A 16,439-nucleotide genomic window follows, 5' to 3' on the forward strand; every position below is an offset into this window, starting at 1 on the left:
AGTTGAGACCTCGACGGATACCTGGCCCCCGTGCGCGCCCATATGACCACATCATTTGTTGCGGAACGGTCGAATCCAGCCGCGCCACATCGCCAACACCCTTGACACCGCGTAGCACTTGCCTCCCTACTGGAGCCTGCGCATCGCGCTGACAACGTTGTCCGACGCGGCTTCACCTGGAGGACAGGCCCGTGATGGCCAGACCCAGACTTCGGCAGAGTCCACTCAATGCGGCAGCCCTGGTGGCTGCCGCTTCCCTGCTCGTGGTGACGGGCCAGTCGGCCGCCGTCGCCCAGCCCGCGCCGGCGGCTCCATCCGCCGCGGCAGACCGGGAATTCACGACCTCCTTCGAGGAGGACGAACGCCAGCCCGACTGGCGCAATACCGTAGAAGACGGCCCGGACGGAAAGAAGCGGTCATCCGGTGTCGACGGCGGCTTCTCCACCGGAATACCGGGCAATATCACCGACAAGGTGATAGAGCTCCGCGCGAGCGGCGAGAACACCGGCGCGGGAGAAACCAAGGAGAACCTGGTCGACCTTCAGCCGGGCACCAAATGGCTGGGATTCGAGCCCACCGCCTGGATCGAGTTCGACACCGACGAGCCGGTCAAGGTCGTCACGTACGCCATGACGTCCGCGAACGACCACGCCGAACGGGACCCGAAGGACTGGACCCTCAAGGGCTCCGCCGACGGCAAGGACTGGAAGGTCCTGGACACCCGCGAGGGCCAGAGCTTCGAGAAGCGCTTCCAGACCAGGACGTACGACATCGGCGCCGCGTCCGAGGTGACGGCCTACGCGCACTACCGGCTGGAGATCACCAAGAACAACGGTGCCTCCGACGCCACCCAGTTGGCCGACGTCCAGTTCTCCAACGGTGACACCAGCGCCCCGACGCCGGACGAGATGCGCAGCCTCGTCGACCGCGGGCCGGCCGGCTCCCCCACCGCCAAGTCGAACGCCGGATTCACCGGAAAGCGTGCCCTGCGTTACGCCGGCAACCACAAGGCGGACGGACGGGCCTACTCGTACAACAAGGTCTTCGACGTCAACACGGCCGTCGGCCGCGACACCGAGCTCTCGTACCGGATCTTCCCCTCCCTCCCGGAGACGGATCTGAACTACCCGGCCACGAACGTGTCGGTGGACCTCGCCTTCACCGACGGCACCTATCTGAGCGATCTGCGGGCCGTGGACGCGCACGGCGGGCTGCTGACCCCGCAGGGCCAGGGGGCCGCCAAGCGGCTGTACGTCAACCAGTGGAACCACGTGGCCTCCCGGATCGGCTCGGTGGCGTCCGGCAAGACCGTCGACCGCGTGCTGGTGGCGTACGACTCCCCCAAGGGCCCGGCGAAGTTCCAGGGCTGGGTCGACGACATCACGCTCGCGCCGAAGGCCCCGGAGAAGCGCCTGGCGCACCTGTCGGACTACGCCTCGACCACGCGCGGCACCAACTCCAGCGGCTCCTTCTCACGCGGCAACACGTTCCCCGCGACCGCCGTGCCGCACGGCTTCAACTTCTGGACCCCGGTCACCAACGCCGAGTCCAAGAGCTGGCTGTACGAGTACTCCCGCGGGAACAACGCGGACAATCTGCCCGCCGTGGAGGCGTTCGCCGCCAGCCACGAGCCCAGCCCCTGGATGGGTGACCGGCAGACGTTCCAGGTGATGCCGTCGGCGCTCGCCGGCACCCCGGACACCGACCGTGACAAGCGGGCGCTGCCCTTCAGGCACGAGAACGAGACCGCGCGTCCGCACTACTACGGCGTCACGTTCGAGAACGGCCTCAAGGCCGAGATGACCCCGACCGACCACGCGGCGATGATGCGGTTCACCTATCCCGGTGACGACGCGAGCATCCTCTTCGACAACGTGACGAAGGAGGGCGGCCTGACCCTCGATGCGGCCACCCGTTCCTTCAGCGGCTACTCGGACGTGAAGAGCGGCCTGTCGACGGGCGCCACCCGGCTCTTCGTCCACGGCGTCTTCGACGCCCCGGTCACCGACTCGGGCGCCACCGGCGTCAGCGGTCACTTCCGGTTCGACGCCGGCAAGGACCGGAGCGTCACACTGCGCCTGGCCACCTCGCTCATCAGCGTCGACCAGGCGAAGAAGAACCTGGCCGACGAACTCCCGGCGAGCAGCCGCTTCGACCGGGTCAAGGACAAGGCGCAGGACGCATGGGACGAGGTGCTCGGCCGGATCGAGGTGGAGGGCGCCAACCGCGACCAGCTGACCACGCTCTACTCCAGCCTGTACCGGCTGTACCTCTACCCGAACTCCGGGTTCGAGAACACCGGCACGAAGTCGCGGCCCAAGCAGCAGTACGCGAGCCCGTTCTCGCCGATGACCGGCCCGGACACCCCCACCCACACCGGCGCGAAGATCGTCGACGGTGAGGTCTACGTCAACAACGGTTTCTGGGACACCTACCGCACCACCTGGCCCGCGTACTCCTTCCTCACTCCGAAGAAGGCGGGCGAGCTGGTGGACGGCTTCGTCCAGCAGTACAAGGACGGCGGCTGGATCTCCCGCTGGTCCTCACCGGGCTACGCGGACCTGATGACCGGCACCAGCTCCGATGTCGCCTTCGCGGACGCGTACGTCAAGGGCGTGGACTTCGACGCCGAGGCGGCGTACGAGGCGGCGCTGAAGAACGCGTCGGTCGTCCCGCCGTCCTCGGGCGTCGGCCGCAAGGGCATGGAGACCTCGCCGTTCCTCGGCTACGCCTCCACCTCGACCCATGAGGGCCTGTCCTGGTCGCTGGAGGGCTACCTGAACGACTACGGCATCGCCTCGATGGGCAAGGCGCTCTACCAGAAGACCAAGAACCCGCGGTACAAGGAGGAGTCGGAGTACTTCCTCAACCGGGCGCGCAACTACGTCTCGCTCTTCGACTCCGAGGCCGGCTTCTTCCAGGGCCGCGATCTCAAGGGCGACTGGCGGGTGCCGAGCGCCTCGTACGACCCGCGGGTGTGGGGCTACGACTACACGGAGACCAACGGCTGGGGCTACGCCTTCACCGCTCCGCAGGACAGCCGGGGCCTGGCGAACCTCTACGGCGGACGTTCCGGGCTCGGCAAGAAGCTCGACACCTACTTCTCGACCCCGGAGACGGCCTCCCCCGAGTTCGTCGGTTCGTACGGCAGCGTCATCCACGAGATGACCGAGGCGCGTGACGTACGGATGGGCATGTACGGCCACTCCAACCAGGTCGCCCACCACGTCACCTACATGTACAACGCGGCCTCGCAGCCCTGGAAGACGCAGGAGAAGGTGCGCGAGGTGCTCTCCCGCCTCTACACCGGCAGCGAGATCGGGCAGGGCTACCACGGCGACGAGGACAACGGCGAGCAGTCGGCCTGGTACCTGTTCTCCTCGCTCGGCTTCTACCCGCTGGTGATGGGCAGTGGTGAGTACGCGATCGGCTCGCCGCTGTTCACCAAGGTGACGGTCCGGATGGACAACGGCCGCAAGCTGGTCGTCAAGGCGCCCAAGAACAGCGCGAAGAACATCTACGTCCAGGGCCTGAAGGTGAACGGCAAGTCCTGGAACTCCACTGCCCTGCCGCACGAACTGATCGCCCGCGGCGGCACCCTGGAGTTCGCGATGGGGCCGAAGCCGTCCGCCTGGGGCAGCGGGAAGAAGGCGGCCCCGGTCTCCATCACCCAGGACGACCAGGCGCCGAAGCCGCGGCACGACGTGATCGAGGGTTCGGGTCCGCTGTTCGACAACTCGTCGGCGACGGAGACGACGCTCGGCACGGTGGAGCTGCCGGTGGCGTCGAAGACGCGGGCGCTCCAGTACACCCTGACCTCCTCGGCCCGCGCCAAGGCGCCGACCGGGTGGGTGCTCCAGGGTTCGAACGACGGGGAGCGCTGGAAGGATCTCGACCAGCGGTCCGGCCAGAAGTTCACCTGGGACAAGCAGACCCGGGCCTTCACCGTCGCGCGGCCCGGTACGTACACCACGTACCGGCTGGTGGCGGTGGGGACACCGACGCTGGCGGAGATCGAGCTGATCTCCTGATCCCGCTCTCCCGATCCGGGAACCGCCCCGGACAGGCGGAAGGGCCGCACCCCCACCGGGGGTGCGGCCCTTCCGTCGTACTGCCGTACTCAGTTGCGGATCAGGTTCCGCAGCACGTACTGCATGATGCCGCCGTTGCGGTAGTAGTCCGCCTCACCGGGGGTGTCGATGCGGACGACCGCGTCGAACTCCACACCCGTGTCGGTGGTGACCTTGACCGTGCGCGGCGTGGAGCCGTTGTTCAGCTCGGTCACGCCGGTGAAGGAGAAGGTCTCCTCGCCGGTCAGACCGAGGGACTCGGCAGTCGCGCCCTCCGGGAACTGGAGCGGCAGGACGCCCATGCCGATGAGGTTCGAGCGGTGGATGCGCTCGTACGACTCGGCGATGACGGCCTTGACGCCGAGGAGTGCGGTGCCCTTGGCGGCCCAGTCACGGGACGAGCCGGAGCCGTACTCCTTGCCCGCCAGGATCACCAGCGGGGTGCCCTGCTCGATGTAGTTGCGCGAGGCGTCGTAGATGAACGACACCGGAGCGCCGTCCTGCGTGAAGTCGCGGGTGTAGCCGCCCTCGGTGCCCGGCGCGATCTGGTTGCGCAGGCGGATGTTGGCGAACGTGCCGCGGATCATGACCTCGTGGTTGCCTCGGCGCGAGCCGTAGGAGTTGAAGTCCCGGCGCTCGACGCCGTGCTCCGTGAGGTACTTGCCGGCCGGGGTGTCGGCCTTGATGGCACCCGCCGGGGAGATGTGGTCGGTGGTGACCGAGTCGCCGAGCTTGGCGAGCACCCGGGCGCCGGTGATGTCCTCGACCGGGGTGGTCTCCATGGTCATGCCCTCGAAGTACGGGGGCTTGCGCACGTAGGTGGACTGCGGGTCCCACTCGAAGGTGTTGCCGGTCGGGATCGGCAGCGCCTGCCACTGGGCGTCGCCCGCGAAGACGTCCTGGTAGGACTTGTTGAACATGTCCTCGCCGATGGCGTTCGCCACGACGTCGTTGACCTCGGCCTCGGTCGGCCAGATGTCCTCGAGGAACACCGGCTTGCCGTCCTGGTCGATGCCGAGGGCGTCCTTCGTGATGTCGACCTTCATCGAACCGGCGAGGGCGTACGCGACGACCAGCGGCGGGGACGCCAGGTAGTTCATCTTGACGTCGGGGTTGATCCGGCCCTCGAAGTTGCGGTTGCCCGAGAGCACCGAGGTGACCGCGAGGTCGTGGTCGTTGACGGCCTTGGAGACCTCGTCCGGCAGCGGGCCGGAGTTGCCGATGCAGGTGGTGCAGCCGTAACCGACCAGGTTGAAGCCGACCTTGTCGAGGTAGGGGGTCAGGCCCGCCTTGTCGAAGTAGTCGGTGACGACCTTGGAGCCCGGGGCGAGCGTGGTCTTGACCCACGGCTTGCGGGTCAGGCCCTTCTCGACCGCCTTCTTCGCCACCAGCGCGGCGGCGACCATGACGTACGGGTTCGAGGTGTTGGTGCACGAGGTGATCGCGGCGACGGTGACGGCGCCGTGGTCGATCTCGTAGGTCGAGCCGTCGGGGGCCGTGACGGTCGTCGGACGCGACGGCACGCCGTTGGTGGAGGCCGGGGCGTCGGAGGCCGGGAAGGACTCCTTGCCCGCCTCGTCGTCGTCCTCGACGTAGTTGCGTACGTCGAGCGCGAACTGCTGGGAGGCGCCTGCGAGGACGATGCGGTCCTGCGGACGCTTCGGGCCGGCGATGGAGGGGACGACCGTGGAGAGGTCGAGCTCCAGCTTCTCGGAGAAGTCGGGCTCGGCGGCCGGGTCGAGCCAGAGGCCCTGCTCCTTGGCGTACGCCTCGACGAGCGCGACCTGCTGGGCGTCGCGGCCCGTCAGACGCAGGTACTTCAGGGTCTCGTCGTCGATCGGGAAGATCGCGGCGGTGGAGCCGAACTCCGGCGACATGTTGCCGATGGTGGCGCGGTTCGCGAGAGAGGTGGCGGCGACGCCCTCACCGTAGAACTCGACGAACTTGCCGACGACGCCGTGCTTGCGCAGCATCTCGGTGATCGTGAGGACCAGGTCGGTGGCGGTGGTGCCGGCCGGCAGCTCGCCGGTCAGCTTGAAGCCGACGACGCGCGGGATGAGCATCGAGACGGGCTGGCCCAGCATCGCGGCCTCGGCCTCGATGCCACCGACGCCCCAGCCCAGCACGCCCAGGCCGTTGACCATGGTGGTGTGCGAGTCGGTGCCGACGAGGGTGTCGGGGTAGGCCTGGCCGCCTCGGACCATGACCGTACGAGCGAGGTGCTCGATGTTGACCTGGTGCACGATGCCGGTGCCCGGCGGGACGACCTTGAAGTCGTCGAACGCGGTCTGACCCCAGCGCAGGAACTGGTAGCGCTCCTTGTTGCGGCCGTACTCCAGCTCCACGTTCTGGCCGAAGGCCTCCGCGGTGCCGAACTTGTCGGCGATGACGGAGTGGTCGATGACCAGCTCGGCCGGGGAGAGCGGGTTGACCTTCGCCGGGTCGCCGCCGAGCTCCTTGACGGCCTCACGCATGGTGGCGAGGTCGACGACACAGGGCACACCGGTGAAGTCCTGCATGATCACACGGGCCGGCGTGAACTGGATCTCCTGGCTCGGCTGCGCCTGGGAGTCCCAGTTGCCGATGGAGCGGATGTGGTCGGCGGTGATGTTCGCGCCGTCCTCGGTGCGGAGCAGGTTCTCCAGCAGCACCTTCAGGCTGTAAGGGAGGCGGGCGGCCCCCTCGACCTTGTCCAGCCTGAAGATCTCGTACGACTCGTCGCCCACGCGCAGCGTGCTGCGGGCGTCGAAGCTGTTCGCCGACACGACAGTCTCCTTCATCAATGTGCGCGTACTACGTCCATGCTGCCGCCACGGCTCCTCGCCGATCCGCTAAGGTAAGGCTTAGTTAGGTAACCCTTACCGGTGGCGGCTGCGGTACGCCTTCGGCAGATATCTCGATGTCGAGATAACTCTAGTACATGACCGCGGATCGGTCATGCCTGGACTCAGGTGACGGACCTCATGCCCCGGACGGATACCGGCGGGCGAACCGGGTCATTTCTGCCGACGGGGGGATGCGCGGAGAGCGCCCCGGGCGGGGCGGCACGTATGGGCTGCGCGCGCCCGCGGAGAGCAGGCCGCGGCGAGCGGGCCGCGGCGAGTGGGCCGCGGCGAGCGGGCAGTCGCGGGCCGGCCGCTGCACGGCACCCGGCGCCGCGCGCGACCACGCGTCAGCGCGGCCCCGGAGTGAAGGCGGCGACCACAGAACAGGGCCGGCGACGCCCGGCCGAGCGCGCCGACGGTGCGGCGCTGCGGGTTGCGCCGCGGGTTGCGCCGCCGGCGCCGTGTACCGACCTCGCCCGGCGCCTTCACGACCGGCCGGCCCGGCCACGGCGGCCACGGCCGAACGGAACGGCGACGCGGGGCGCGCTTGAAAGAACGGCAGCCCGGGACGCTCGGCGACCGAAGCTCTCGACGCCCCGAACTGTCCCTGGATGAGCAACATCACCCGTTTGCTAACGATTCGTCACTCCGACAGGCCCCTTTGCGCGATCGCATCTCATATCTGAGATAGCGTGCCCCCATGGCAGACGACTACCTCGTACGCATCGGCAAGCTCATCCGTGACGCCCGACAACACCGGGGCTGGACACAGACACAGCTCGCGGAGGCACTCGGCACCAGCCAGAGCGCTGTGAACCGCATCGAGCGCGGCAATCAGAACATCAGCCTTGAGATGATCGCTCGCATCGGCGAGGCGCTCGACAGCGAGATCGTCTCCCTCGGCTATGCCGGGCCCATGCATCTGCGGGTGGTCGGCGGACGCCGGCTCTCCGGCGCCATCGACGTCAAGACGAGCAAGAACGCCTGTGTGGCGCTGCTGTGCGGCTCCCTGCTCAACAAGGGCCGCACCGTGCTGCGCCGCGTGGCCCGCATCGAAGAGGTCTTCCGCCTGCTGGAGGTGCTCAACTCCATCGGTGTACGCACCCGTTGGATCAACGAGGGCCTGGACCTGGAGATCGTGCCGCCCGCCGAGCTCGACATGGACGCCATCGACGCCGAGGCCGCCCGGCGGACCCGGTCGATCATCATGTTCCTGGGCCCGCTGCTGCACAAGATGGACGCCTTCAAGCTCCCGTACGCGGGTGGCTGCGACCTCGGTACCCGCACGATCGAGCCGCACATGATCGCGCTGCGCCGCTTCGGCCTCGACATCACCGCGACGGAAGGGCTGTACCACGCGGAGGTGGAGCGGGCGACGACGCCGGACCGGCCGATCGTGCTGACCGAGCGCGGCGACACGGTGACCGAGAACGCGCTGCTGGCCGCGGCCCGGCACGACGGTGTGACCGTCATCCGCAACGCCTCCTCCAACTATATGGTCCAGGACCTGTGCTTCTTCCTGGAGGCGCTCGGTGTACGGGTGGAGGGCGTCGGCACCACGACGCTCACCGTGCACGGCATCCCGACCATCGACGTGGACGTCGACTACTCCCCCTCCGAGGACCCGGTCGAGGCGATGAGCCTGCTGGCCGCCGCCGTCGTCACGGAGTCCGAACTCACCATCCGGCGCGTCCCGATCGAGTTCCTGGAGATCGAGCTCGCGGTGCTGGAGGAGATGGGCCTGGACCACGACCGCACGGCGGAGTACGCGGCGGACAACGGCCGCACCCGGCTGGTGGACCTGACGGTGCGTCCCTCGAAGCTGGAGGCGCCGATCGACAAGATCCACCCGATGCCGTTCCCGGGCCTGAACATCGACAACGTCCCGTTCTTCGCGGCGATCGCGGCGGTGGCCCAGGGCAAGACGCTGATCCACGACTGGGTCTACGACAACCGGGCGATCTACCTGACCGACCTCAACCGCCTCGGCGGCCGCCTCCAGCTCCTGGACCCCCACCGCGTCCTGGTCGAGGGCCCGACCCGCTGGCGCGCGGCGGAGATGATGTGCCCGCCGGCCCTGCGCCCGGCGGTGGTGGTGCTGCTGGCGATGATGGCGGCGGAGGGGACGTCGGTCCTGCGCAACGTGTATGTGATCAACCGGGGTTACGAGGAGCTGGCGGAGCGGCTGAACTCGGTGGGGGCGCAGATCGAGATCTTCCGGGACATCTGAGCCCGCCGCGGGTCCTGCTGCCTGGCGGCATGCCGGCCGTCGGCCGTGTCACCGGCGTGGTCCGGACACGGCCGAGGCCGGGAACTCGGGGTCAGTTGGCGGTGCACGCCTCGGCGATGGACAGACTGTTCTCGTACAGATGGTGCCGGGTGATCCGGCCCTCCTCGACCGTGAGGTGGAGGGCGAAGGGGCCCTCGAAGCTCTTTCCCGTGGCTCGCACGGTTCCCGAGAGGTGTCCCATCAGGACGGCGTCGGCGCCGTCCACGAGGAAGGTGTCGACGGAGGCCCGCGCATCCTCGGCGACCGTGTGCTCGGCGAGGTCGGTGAACTGGGCGGCGCACTCCGCTCCGGTGGAGCGCGGGCGGATCCACGGGACGGCGGGGTTCTCGGCGAGCTGCCAGTCGACCTGGTCGGCGAAGATCTCGACGAGCCGCTCGACGTCACCGGCCACCCGGGCGGCGATGAACTCCTGGACGACGTGACGGGTGGCGTCGGCGGTGGAACCCGCGGTGGTGTCGGGGGACGTGAGAGACATGGTGCGCGCTCCTCGGGCCTGCGGTTCGGGATCCCTCGCCGGGGCTCCCGCTGACGTGTTCCACGGTGCCGTGGTGGCGCGGTGGGGTCGATTACGTCAGGGGTAATGCGGAGCCTGATCGATCAGGCCTCTGCCCCGTGGCCGAGCGCAACCGAGGAGGTCTGCACCGGGGATGGGAGTCCGTCGGGGGCGCAGGAGACTTCATAGGTGGGCCAGGCGAGTATGTCAGAGGCTTCTACAGCTGATGAACCGACGTCGCTGCCTGCGGCTCAGCAGTGGATCGAGGTTGACCGTAGGGTGGACCGATGTTCGATCGGCTTGAGATCAGAGTGCTTCCCCGAGGCCCGCGATGGGCTGCGCAGGTACGGTTTCTGGTCAACGGAGAGGACATCGTGCACGGTGCAGTGAACGGTGTCGTCGGCGAGGGCGGCCGCGGCCCTTTCGCCCAGGATGCACTGCCGGTCGACCGCCCGAGCCCCTTCCGCGCTACGGGAGAGGCACGGCGTCTCTTCTTCGGCGAAACCGCATGCACGGCTGGTTGCTGCGGCGCATTGAGCGCTGTCGTTCAGCGAACGGAGGGCGTCGTGTGCTGGACGGACTGGGAAGCTCCGCGCGACGAGACCCCTCCGCTTGACCTTCACTTCCTGGGCACCCTCTACGACGCCGAACTGGCTCGGGCAGAGGCCGACCGATCTTGGCGGACGGACACCACCGAACAGGCTTGAAAACCGTCGTGGCAGCGATGCACCGTGGGTTCAAATCCCACACCCACCGCAGGTGAACGGCCCCTGACCAGCCATCTTGGTCAGGGGCCCTCGGCATGTCCAGCCGTCGTGGTTGCCGGTCTTCCCCGTGAATCCCCGCTCGATCGGGCACGGCAGGGGCACGGCTTGGTCAGAAGGCGCTCTGCCACCAGCGATGGGGTGTGTGGACGTACGGCACGGCGTCGGGACGGTCGAGGATCTTCAGGTCGAGAGGCTGCACGATGTTGCGGAGCTCCAGGGAGCTCTTCTTGGGGAGAGCGCGGATTGCTAGTTCCAGAAGATCTCGCTCGTCCGCCGGCTCGCGGCAACAGTCCAGGACCCCGCACCGATCGCTGAACGGCGAAGGGAGCTGATCCCTCGGTGCTCGTGCGATGGCAGCCCACCGAGAGAGAGCCTGCTCGACCACGCCGGGTTGGAGTCGCGTCCGCTCCAACTGAATGATCTGTGCCTGAGCTGGGCCGGAAAGCCGACTGATCTTCGAGTAGCTGCCGAGATGTGCGGCAAAGCGCTTGTTGTCGGCCCGGAGGCTTGAGGGGCGCCTACGCGCCATGGACCTTTCGGCTGTGAGTCATGAACGGCAGTCTGACACGCGGCTGGTCGGATGCGAAGGTCGGTGTAGCGGCTTTGGGCGGGAGCTGCCCCGCCGGTCGAGCCAAGTCCCGTTGTCCGCTCGGCGGATCGCCAGGAGCCTGCCGTCGCCGCGCGTGACAGCCCCGGCCAACGGGCACGGAGTGCAGTGACGTTGACTGGCTTTCGCGCGCGCTATGCCTCGTCCAGTGGAGCACAGGGTGCACGACCCGGTCCGGTGCCGGCGCTCACGGACACGGACACGGACACGGACACGGCAGAGTGAGCCAGCAGGTCGCCGCCGGCCACGACCATGTGGAGAGGCCCAACCAGGAATCGCGGACGATCAACCACGTGATTCGAGGCGCCCAGCTCGGTTCGGACAACCAACAAAGGCCCGGGTCTACGACCTGGGCCTTTTTCATGGAGCGGGTGAAAGGAATCGAACCCGCGCTCTGAAGCTTGGGAATCACCGCGCTATGGGGCCACGGCTGCGGCCTGACCTGTGTGGACGGGCGCCTGGGGTAACTCAAGGGCTTGGTTGAGGGCCCGCCTCGTGCATCGGTGCCACAACCGCCGATCGTCGCCGCCGTCCGTGGTCGTTGCTGTCAGCGAAAGAGCTCCGACACCGGGCAAACTTCCAAAGGCTCATCCGGCAGGTCGGCCCAGCCCCACCAGACATGCCGACCGGCACACCTCCAGAGCGTCCGGCAGGTCCGCTGGCCAACGTCCTCACGCTTGGAGAGCACGAAGCCGCCTGACTCCATGGGCCGGCCGCACTCGGGACAGGCCGGGGCATCGTCGGTCATGCGGCGCACCCTAACGGAGCGACCGCTTCGTTCCGAAGCAACGTGCGAGGGCGCTCGACCAGGCGCTGGCACGCCTCATACCTGCTGCAATGCTCCGCAGGGTGTGTGCAGATCTCCGCCGCTGTCCGTCGGCGTTGTGACGCAGTCAGACACTCAGGGTGCTTGATCTCAGGCCACTAGTGGACCAGCTCCATGGCATTCGTGGAGCTGCTTCACTTGCTTGACCCAGGAGCCCCCATCGCGGCGCTCGTCAGCACGCTCAAAGTCGAAGGGACGGCAGCCTGTTCGCCTGGCCAGAGTCACGTTGAGCTCGGTGTACGAGGTGAGCTTGCCCAGCTTCGCTCGCTCAACGAGGAAGCCACGACCGGCACGTACCAGCTCTTCCCACTCGCTTTCCGCGCGGCCGTATCCAGACATCCCCGCCCCCTGAGCTACGTCGATCCGTGTGCGGGAACGTACAGTGCCGGCGCAGGGCCCACAATCGCTCGATGGGCTACTCCCCGGGTCGATCACATGAGCAACTGGCAGGCGACGGGGAGCTGTTCGTTGTAGAGCCAGGTGAAGGTGCGGTCCGGCTCGAGGTATGCGTCTCCCCAATGAATGGCGTGGATGCCGCTCTCCGGGTGAGCCGTGAAGAACAGGCACACGAGCTTCGTGGCCGCCCCCAGGGCCTCGAAGGTCTCGTGCAGGTCGTCGTACTCCTCCGTCGTCAGGTCGTCGTCGAGAGGAAACAGCCCCTCCGCAGGCTGCGGCCCATGACTCAAGAGCATCCGGCGGCGCGTGGGGGATGCGTTGGAAGCCAACCGGGCACGCTCGAGCGGCCGAGGACGGTCCGAGTACTTGAAGGGGAAGAGCGCGTGGTCGTTGATGACGGCGTATTCGTACCCACGCACGTCCCGCACGGCTTCGTCCAGCCCTCGTGCCGCATCCGCCAGGTTCTCGCGTACGGCCTCGGCCAGGGTGGCACCGTAGGGGCTTCGCTTCTTCAACCGCGCCTCCAGGTGCACGGCATGGGCCCGAGCGTGAGCCTGGGCCAGCTGCACCGGAAGCGCCGCAGCGAGCTGGCCGGCCTTCCGGCCAAACCGCTCCATCGCCCAATCTGAGGGCACGACCTGATCGTCGCCGAACGTAGACATGCAGCGCCTCCCCCTCCCCCGATCACCCCGCCTCTCAACTGTGTGACATGCACGCGATGCGCACACAAGGGAGCAATCCGGCCACGAGGGGGCAGGCCGATCGACGTGTCGTGATCTCCCCTGCCGGCGAACAGCTTGAAGCCGGCGGCGTCCGTGTCAATGGTCATCTCGCCCATGCCCGGCACGGACGCATGAACGGACGCCCAGTACCTGGCTTCTTCGCATGCCCACGCCTACGGAGGGGTATCCAAGAATGGCTGAAGACCTGGCTTACACGCGGCCACGTGCCGAGCCGTCCCTTTACACACGCAGAGCCGAGCACGGTATCGCTTTCCGGACGAAGTGGGGGCGCATGGAAAGCCTGATCAGTCCTCTAATTCTGGCTGTCTTCGGAATTCTCGGAACTCTGCTTTCGCCCATCGTAACCGTGCGAGTGACAGCCCGCATGCAGCGAGAACTCGCTGACCAGCAGTCAAGGCAGGCGCGAGAATTGCGGGACCGCGACGACTCAAATGCCGCACTGGCAGCAAAGCGAGCGTGCTATGTCACGGTTTCAAGCGCACGCTGGTATCGAATAGCACAGATGAACTACCTTCACGCCCTGCACGAGGATCGCTTGCAAGAAGACGATCGCAACGAATTTCATGCAGCCCGTCGAGCCTACGCAGCGGCATTAGCGGAAGGTCAACTCGTAGCATCTCGCGCAGTTCTGGACGAAATGGAAATAGTCTTCTCCGGATTGTCTCGAACCTTCCAAAGGATCAAGCGTCTGGAACGAGGGGACGCCGAGGAAGGGGGTTCATTCGACGAAATCCGCACTGACTTGCTGGCGCTCTGGGAAAAGTGGATCGGCCTGAGAGACGCCATGCGCCAGGACCTCGGAACACACAACCCGTAGATGGTCGTGAGGAGTTCGACTCAATTCGCGGGGAGTTGTCGCGGTCGGTCAACTCGCCCCGTCTCTCGATTGACCGGCCGCTGAGGTTCTGCGTCGACCGGCGCTGTACGTGCCTGGTGGTGTCTGTCGCTGATGTCAGAAATCTGGGCACCCTTTGCAGACATGGCTGGTGCATGACCGTTGGACTAGCCTCGTGTCAGCAGGGCGACGGCCGCCACCAGTCCCGTCAGGCCTGCTACTGCAAGCATGGCGCCTATCACTCGCACACCACCGAAGTTCTGCGCACGGGCCTGCTGCGCGGGCCACCCCTGGAGCCCGGACCTGACCACTTCGCGGAACCAGCCGGACCCCTTCTGCGAGGAGAGTACCGACCCCATGAGCAGTGCGACCACTCCCCAGATCAACAGGAACACTTGACCGCCATGGGTGGCCTGGGCACTGAGCTGCATGACACGCATCCTGACGCGTCGCCCTGAGCGCGTCAACGATCACCCTCGCCCACCACTCTCCCCAGCTCCCATCCCGTCTGCCGTCGACCCGCGCACCGTGAAGCGGGCGTGGTTCAGGTCGTCAAGGTGGAGCGCGCCACTGTACGAACGACCTGCCTGGGCCCGGTCTGCACGGCCGGGAGGGGAGCCCCCGCACCAACCCCACTCACGGCCGGCACTCGCGAACGGCGCACGTGCCGTCTGCCGTTCCTGATCCACCCCGGTAGCCGGCTGTCCGCACTCCAAGGCGAGCAGCGACCCGCAGGGCCGTCACGCCCCGATGAAGACGCGCCGGCGCGGAAGTCCCCCGCCGGAGGCATATCTCCGCGGGGCGGGTCTCCCCCAGCGAGCGCGTTCGGCGTGCACGGAGGACCGGACGAAGGAGCGGCCCCCTTGTGCAGCGCACCTTCCGCGGGCACTGCAGGGGCCGCTCCCCGGTCCTTAGGTGGAATCCGATGCAGGCACCGGCACCTCACTGGCCAGTTGTCGCCGAGGCCACGCACTCCTGGAACGGGTTCTGTTGCAGGCACTTCGGAAGCGAGTCGTCCCACTGGGTCAGCTTCTTTGTTGCCTCAGACCGTTGCTCGGACGAGGATTTCGGGTTCTGGGCCGCCTTCAGCGTGTTGTTCACCTGGTTCGCAAAGTTCGTTGCCGCCTTCTGCTGCGCCGGTGGCGTACCAGCCTTCAGAGAAGCAACCAGGATCTCCGACGTCGACTTCACGACATTGGTCGCCGACACCTTGACCGACGACGGCGCGTCCGACTTCAGCACGTCCACCAGGACACTCGTCGTCGTCTCCACAGTGTTCGTCACCGCGACCTTCACCGCCGGCGACGCGTCCGACTTCAGCACGTCCACCAGAACGCTCGTCGTCGTCTTCACCGTGTTCGTCACCGCGACCTTCACCGCCGGCGACGCACCGGACTTCAGGACGTCGACCAGGACACTCGTCGTCGTCTCCACGGTGTTCGTCACCGCGACCTTCACGGACGACGGCGCGTCCGACTTCAGCACGTCCACCAGCACACTCGTGGTCGTCTTCACCGTGTTCGTCACCGCGACCTTCACCGCCGGCGATGCATCCGACTTCAGCACGTCCACCAGAACGCTCGTCGTCGTCTCCACCGTGTTCGTCACAGCGATCTTGACTGCGGGCGAAGCATTGGACTTCAGGACGTCGACCAGCACGCTCGTCGACTGCTTCACCGTGTTCGACACAGCGATCTTGACCGACGACGGCGCGTCCGACTTCAGCACGTCCACCAGAACGCTCGTCGTCGTCTTCACCGTGTTCGTCACCGCGACCTTCACCGACGACGGCGCATCCGACTTCAGCACGTCCACCAGAACGCTCGTCGTCGTCTCCACGGTGTTGTTCACGGCCACCTTGACCGACGACGGCGCATCCGACTTCCCGACATCCACCAGGACATCCGTCGACTGCTCCACGGTGTTGGTCACTGCCGCCTTCACCTCGGCCGACGCATTCGACTTGTCGACATTCGCCAGGACGTCCGACGACTGCTTCACGATGTTCGCCAGCGTGACCCGCTCTGCGAGCGGTGTGTTCGGGTTCTCGATCACCTTGAGCGTGTCGTTCAGCTTGGTTGCCGTCTCCTTGAGCTCTTGCGGGGCGTCCTGCTGATTCGTCAGTTCCTGAACGTCCTTCTTCAGGTCAGGAGTCAGCTTCTTCAAGTCCGCCTCCTGCTCCGCCGGGGGCGGCGGGGGCTGCTGCTCCTCCTCCTGGGGCGGCGGCGGGGGCTGCTGCTCCTCCTCCTGGGGCGGAGGTGGAGGCTGCTGCTCCTCCTGCGGGGGCGGAGGCGGTGGCTGCTCCTGCTCCTCCTGGGGCGGCGGAGGCGGCTGCTCCTGCTCCTGCGGGGGCGGCGGAGGCTGCTCTTCTTCCGCCGGCGGTGGAGAAGGAGGACTTGGTGCGGCCGGCAGCGCGGTCGCTGCTTCAGCGCGTGCTTGGGGTGCTGCCTCAGCACTCGCCAGGCCCGGCGACAGCGCGAGCGCCGCAGCCAGGCAGGAGGCACCGACGAAACGGAAGACTTGTTGCTGGGCAGTTCTCGACATGGCTGTTCCAAGTGTGCTCTGCACGTACTTTCTTGGCGCCCCG

General features: G+C 67.2%; 10 protein-coding genes. 5 read left to right on the forward strand and 5 right to left on the reverse strand.

What is annotated here, in order from left to right:
- Positions 1 to 194: 194 nt before the first annotated feature.
- A complete protein-coding gene (locus RPQ07_RS08930; RefSeq protein WP_313943548.1) occupies positions 195 to 4,031 on the forward strand; it encodes a GH92 family glycosyl hydrolase in 3,837 nt (1,278 codons plus the stop codon).
- An 89-nt stretch (positions 4,032 to 4,120) separates the two neighbouring features.
- Here the strand turns inward: RPQ07_RS08930 and acnA are convergent, their stop codons facing one another.
- Positions 4,121 to 6,835: an aconitate hydratase AcnA gene (gene acnA / locus RPQ07_RS08935; protein WP_313943549.1), complete on the reverse strand. Its 2,715-nt coding sequence runs from the start codon at positions 6,833 to 6,835 to the stop codon at positions 4,121 to 4,123.
- A 760-nt stretch (positions 6,836 to 7,595) separates the two neighbouring features.
- On the opposite strand from acnA, the gene RPQ07_RS08940 reads away from it, so the two are divergent.
- A complete protein-coding gene (locus tag RPQ07_RS08940; RefSeq protein WP_313943550.1) occupies positions 7,596 to 9,125 on the forward strand; it encodes a UDP-N-acetylglucosamine 1-carboxyvinyltransferase in 1,530 nt (509 codons plus the stop codon).
- Positions 9,126 to 9,216: 91 nt separating this feature from the next.
- Here the strand turns inward: RPQ07_RS08940 and RPQ07_RS08945 are convergent, their stop codons facing one another.
- Positions 9,217 to 9,660, reverse strand: coding sequence for a nuclear transport factor 2 family protein (locus RPQ07_RS08945; RefSeq protein ID WP_313943551.1), 444 nt, complete (start codon positions 9,658 to 9,660; stop codon positions 9,217 to 9,219).
- Positions 9,661 to 9,965: 305 nt separating this feature from the next.
- On the opposite strand from RPQ07_RS08945, the gene RPQ07_RS08950 reads away from it, so the two are divergent.
- Both RPQ07_RS08950 and RPQ07_RS08955 read left to right on the forward strand, forming a co-directional pair.
- Positions 9,966 to 10,385 (forward strand): hypothetical protein, encoded by a 420-nt coding sequence (locus RPQ07_RS08950; RefSeq protein ID WP_313943552.1) that lies wholly within the window; start codon positions 9,966 to 9,968, stop codon positions 10,383 to 10,385.
- Positions 10,386 to 11,273: 888 nt separating this feature from the next.
- On the forward strand, positions 11,274 to 11,450 hold the full coding sequence (locus RPQ07_RS08955; protein WP_313943553.1) for a hypothetical protein: 177 nt from the start codon (positions 11,274 to 11,276) through the stop codon (positions 11,448 to 11,450).
- An 859-nt stretch (positions 11,451 to 12,309) separates the two neighbouring features.
- Here RPQ07_RS08955 and RPQ07_RS08960 read toward each other — a convergent pair.
- On the reverse strand, positions 12,310 to 12,936 hold the full coding sequence (locus RPQ07_RS08960) for a hypothetical protein (protein ID WP_313943554.1): 627 nt from the start codon (positions 12,934 to 12,936) through the stop codon (positions 12,310 to 12,312).
- A gap of 352 nt (positions 12,937 to 13,288) precedes the next feature.
- Between RPQ07_RS08960 and RPQ07_RS08965 the strand changes: the two genes are divergently transcribed.
- A complete protein-coding gene (locus RPQ07_RS08965) occupies positions 13,289 to 13,834 on the forward strand; it encodes a hypothetical protein (RefSeq protein ID WP_313943555.1) in 546 nt (181 codons plus the stop codon).
- 185 nt (positions 13,835 to 14,019) lie between these two features.
- On the opposite strand, the gene RPQ07_RS08970 is transcribed toward RPQ07_RS08965, so the two are convergent.
- A complete protein-coding gene (locus tag RPQ07_RS08970; RefSeq protein ID WP_313943557.1) occupies positions 14,020 to 14,283 on the reverse strand; it encodes a hypothetical protein in 264 nt (87 codons plus the stop codon).
- A 511-nt stretch (positions 14,284 to 14,794) separates the two neighbouring features.
- Positions 14,795 to 16,396: a hypothetical protein gene (locus RPQ07_RS08975; protein WP_313943558.1), complete on the reverse strand. Its 1,602-nt coding sequence runs from the start codon at positions 16,394 to 16,396 to the stop codon at positions 14,795 to 14,797.
- Between the last annotated feature and the right edge of the window lie 43 nt (positions 16,397 to 16,439).

The sequence above is a fragment of the Streptomyces sp. AM8-1-1 genome (genome assembly GCF_032229325.1).
Classification (GTDB): domain Bacteria; phylum Actinomycetota; class Actinomycetes; order Streptomycetales; family Streptomycetaceae; genus Streptomyces; species Streptomyces achmelvichensis.

Bases quoted from the DNA above. Each gene is read 5' to 3' on its own strand.
- RPQ07_RS08970 (WP_313943557.1), bottom strand. From the start codon at position 14,283: ATGCAGCTCAGTGCCCAGGCCACCCATGGCGGTCAAGTGTTCCTGTTG.
- RPQ07_RS08960 (WP_313943554.1), bottom strand. From the start codon at position 12,936: ATGTCTACGTTCGGCGACGATCAGGTCGTGCCCTCAGATTGGGCGATG.
- RPQ07_RS08940 (WP_313943550.1), top strand. From the start codon at position 7,596: ATGGCAGACGACTACCTCGTACGCATCGGCAAGCTCATCCGTGACGCC.
- RPQ07_RS08975 (WP_313943558.1), bottom strand. From the start codon at position 16,396: ATGTCGAGAACTGCCCAGCAACAAGTCTTCCGTTTCGTCGGTGCCTCC.
- RPQ07_RS08965 (WP_313943555.1), top strand. From the start codon at position 13,289: ATGGAAAGCCTGATCAGTCCTCTAATTCTGGCTGTCTTCGGAATTCTC.
- RPQ07_RS08950 (WP_313943552.1), top strand. From the start codon at position 9,966: ATGTTCGATCGGCTTGAGATCAGAGTGCTTCCCCGAGGCCCGCGATGG.
- RPQ07_RS08930 (WP_313943548.1), top strand. From the start codon at position 195: ATGGCCAGACCCAGACTTCGGCAGAGTCCACTCAATGCGGCAGCCCTG.
- RPQ07_RS08945 (WP_313943551.1), bottom strand. From the start codon at position 9,660: ATGTCTCTCACGTCCCCCGACACCACCGCGGGTTCCACCGCCGACGCC.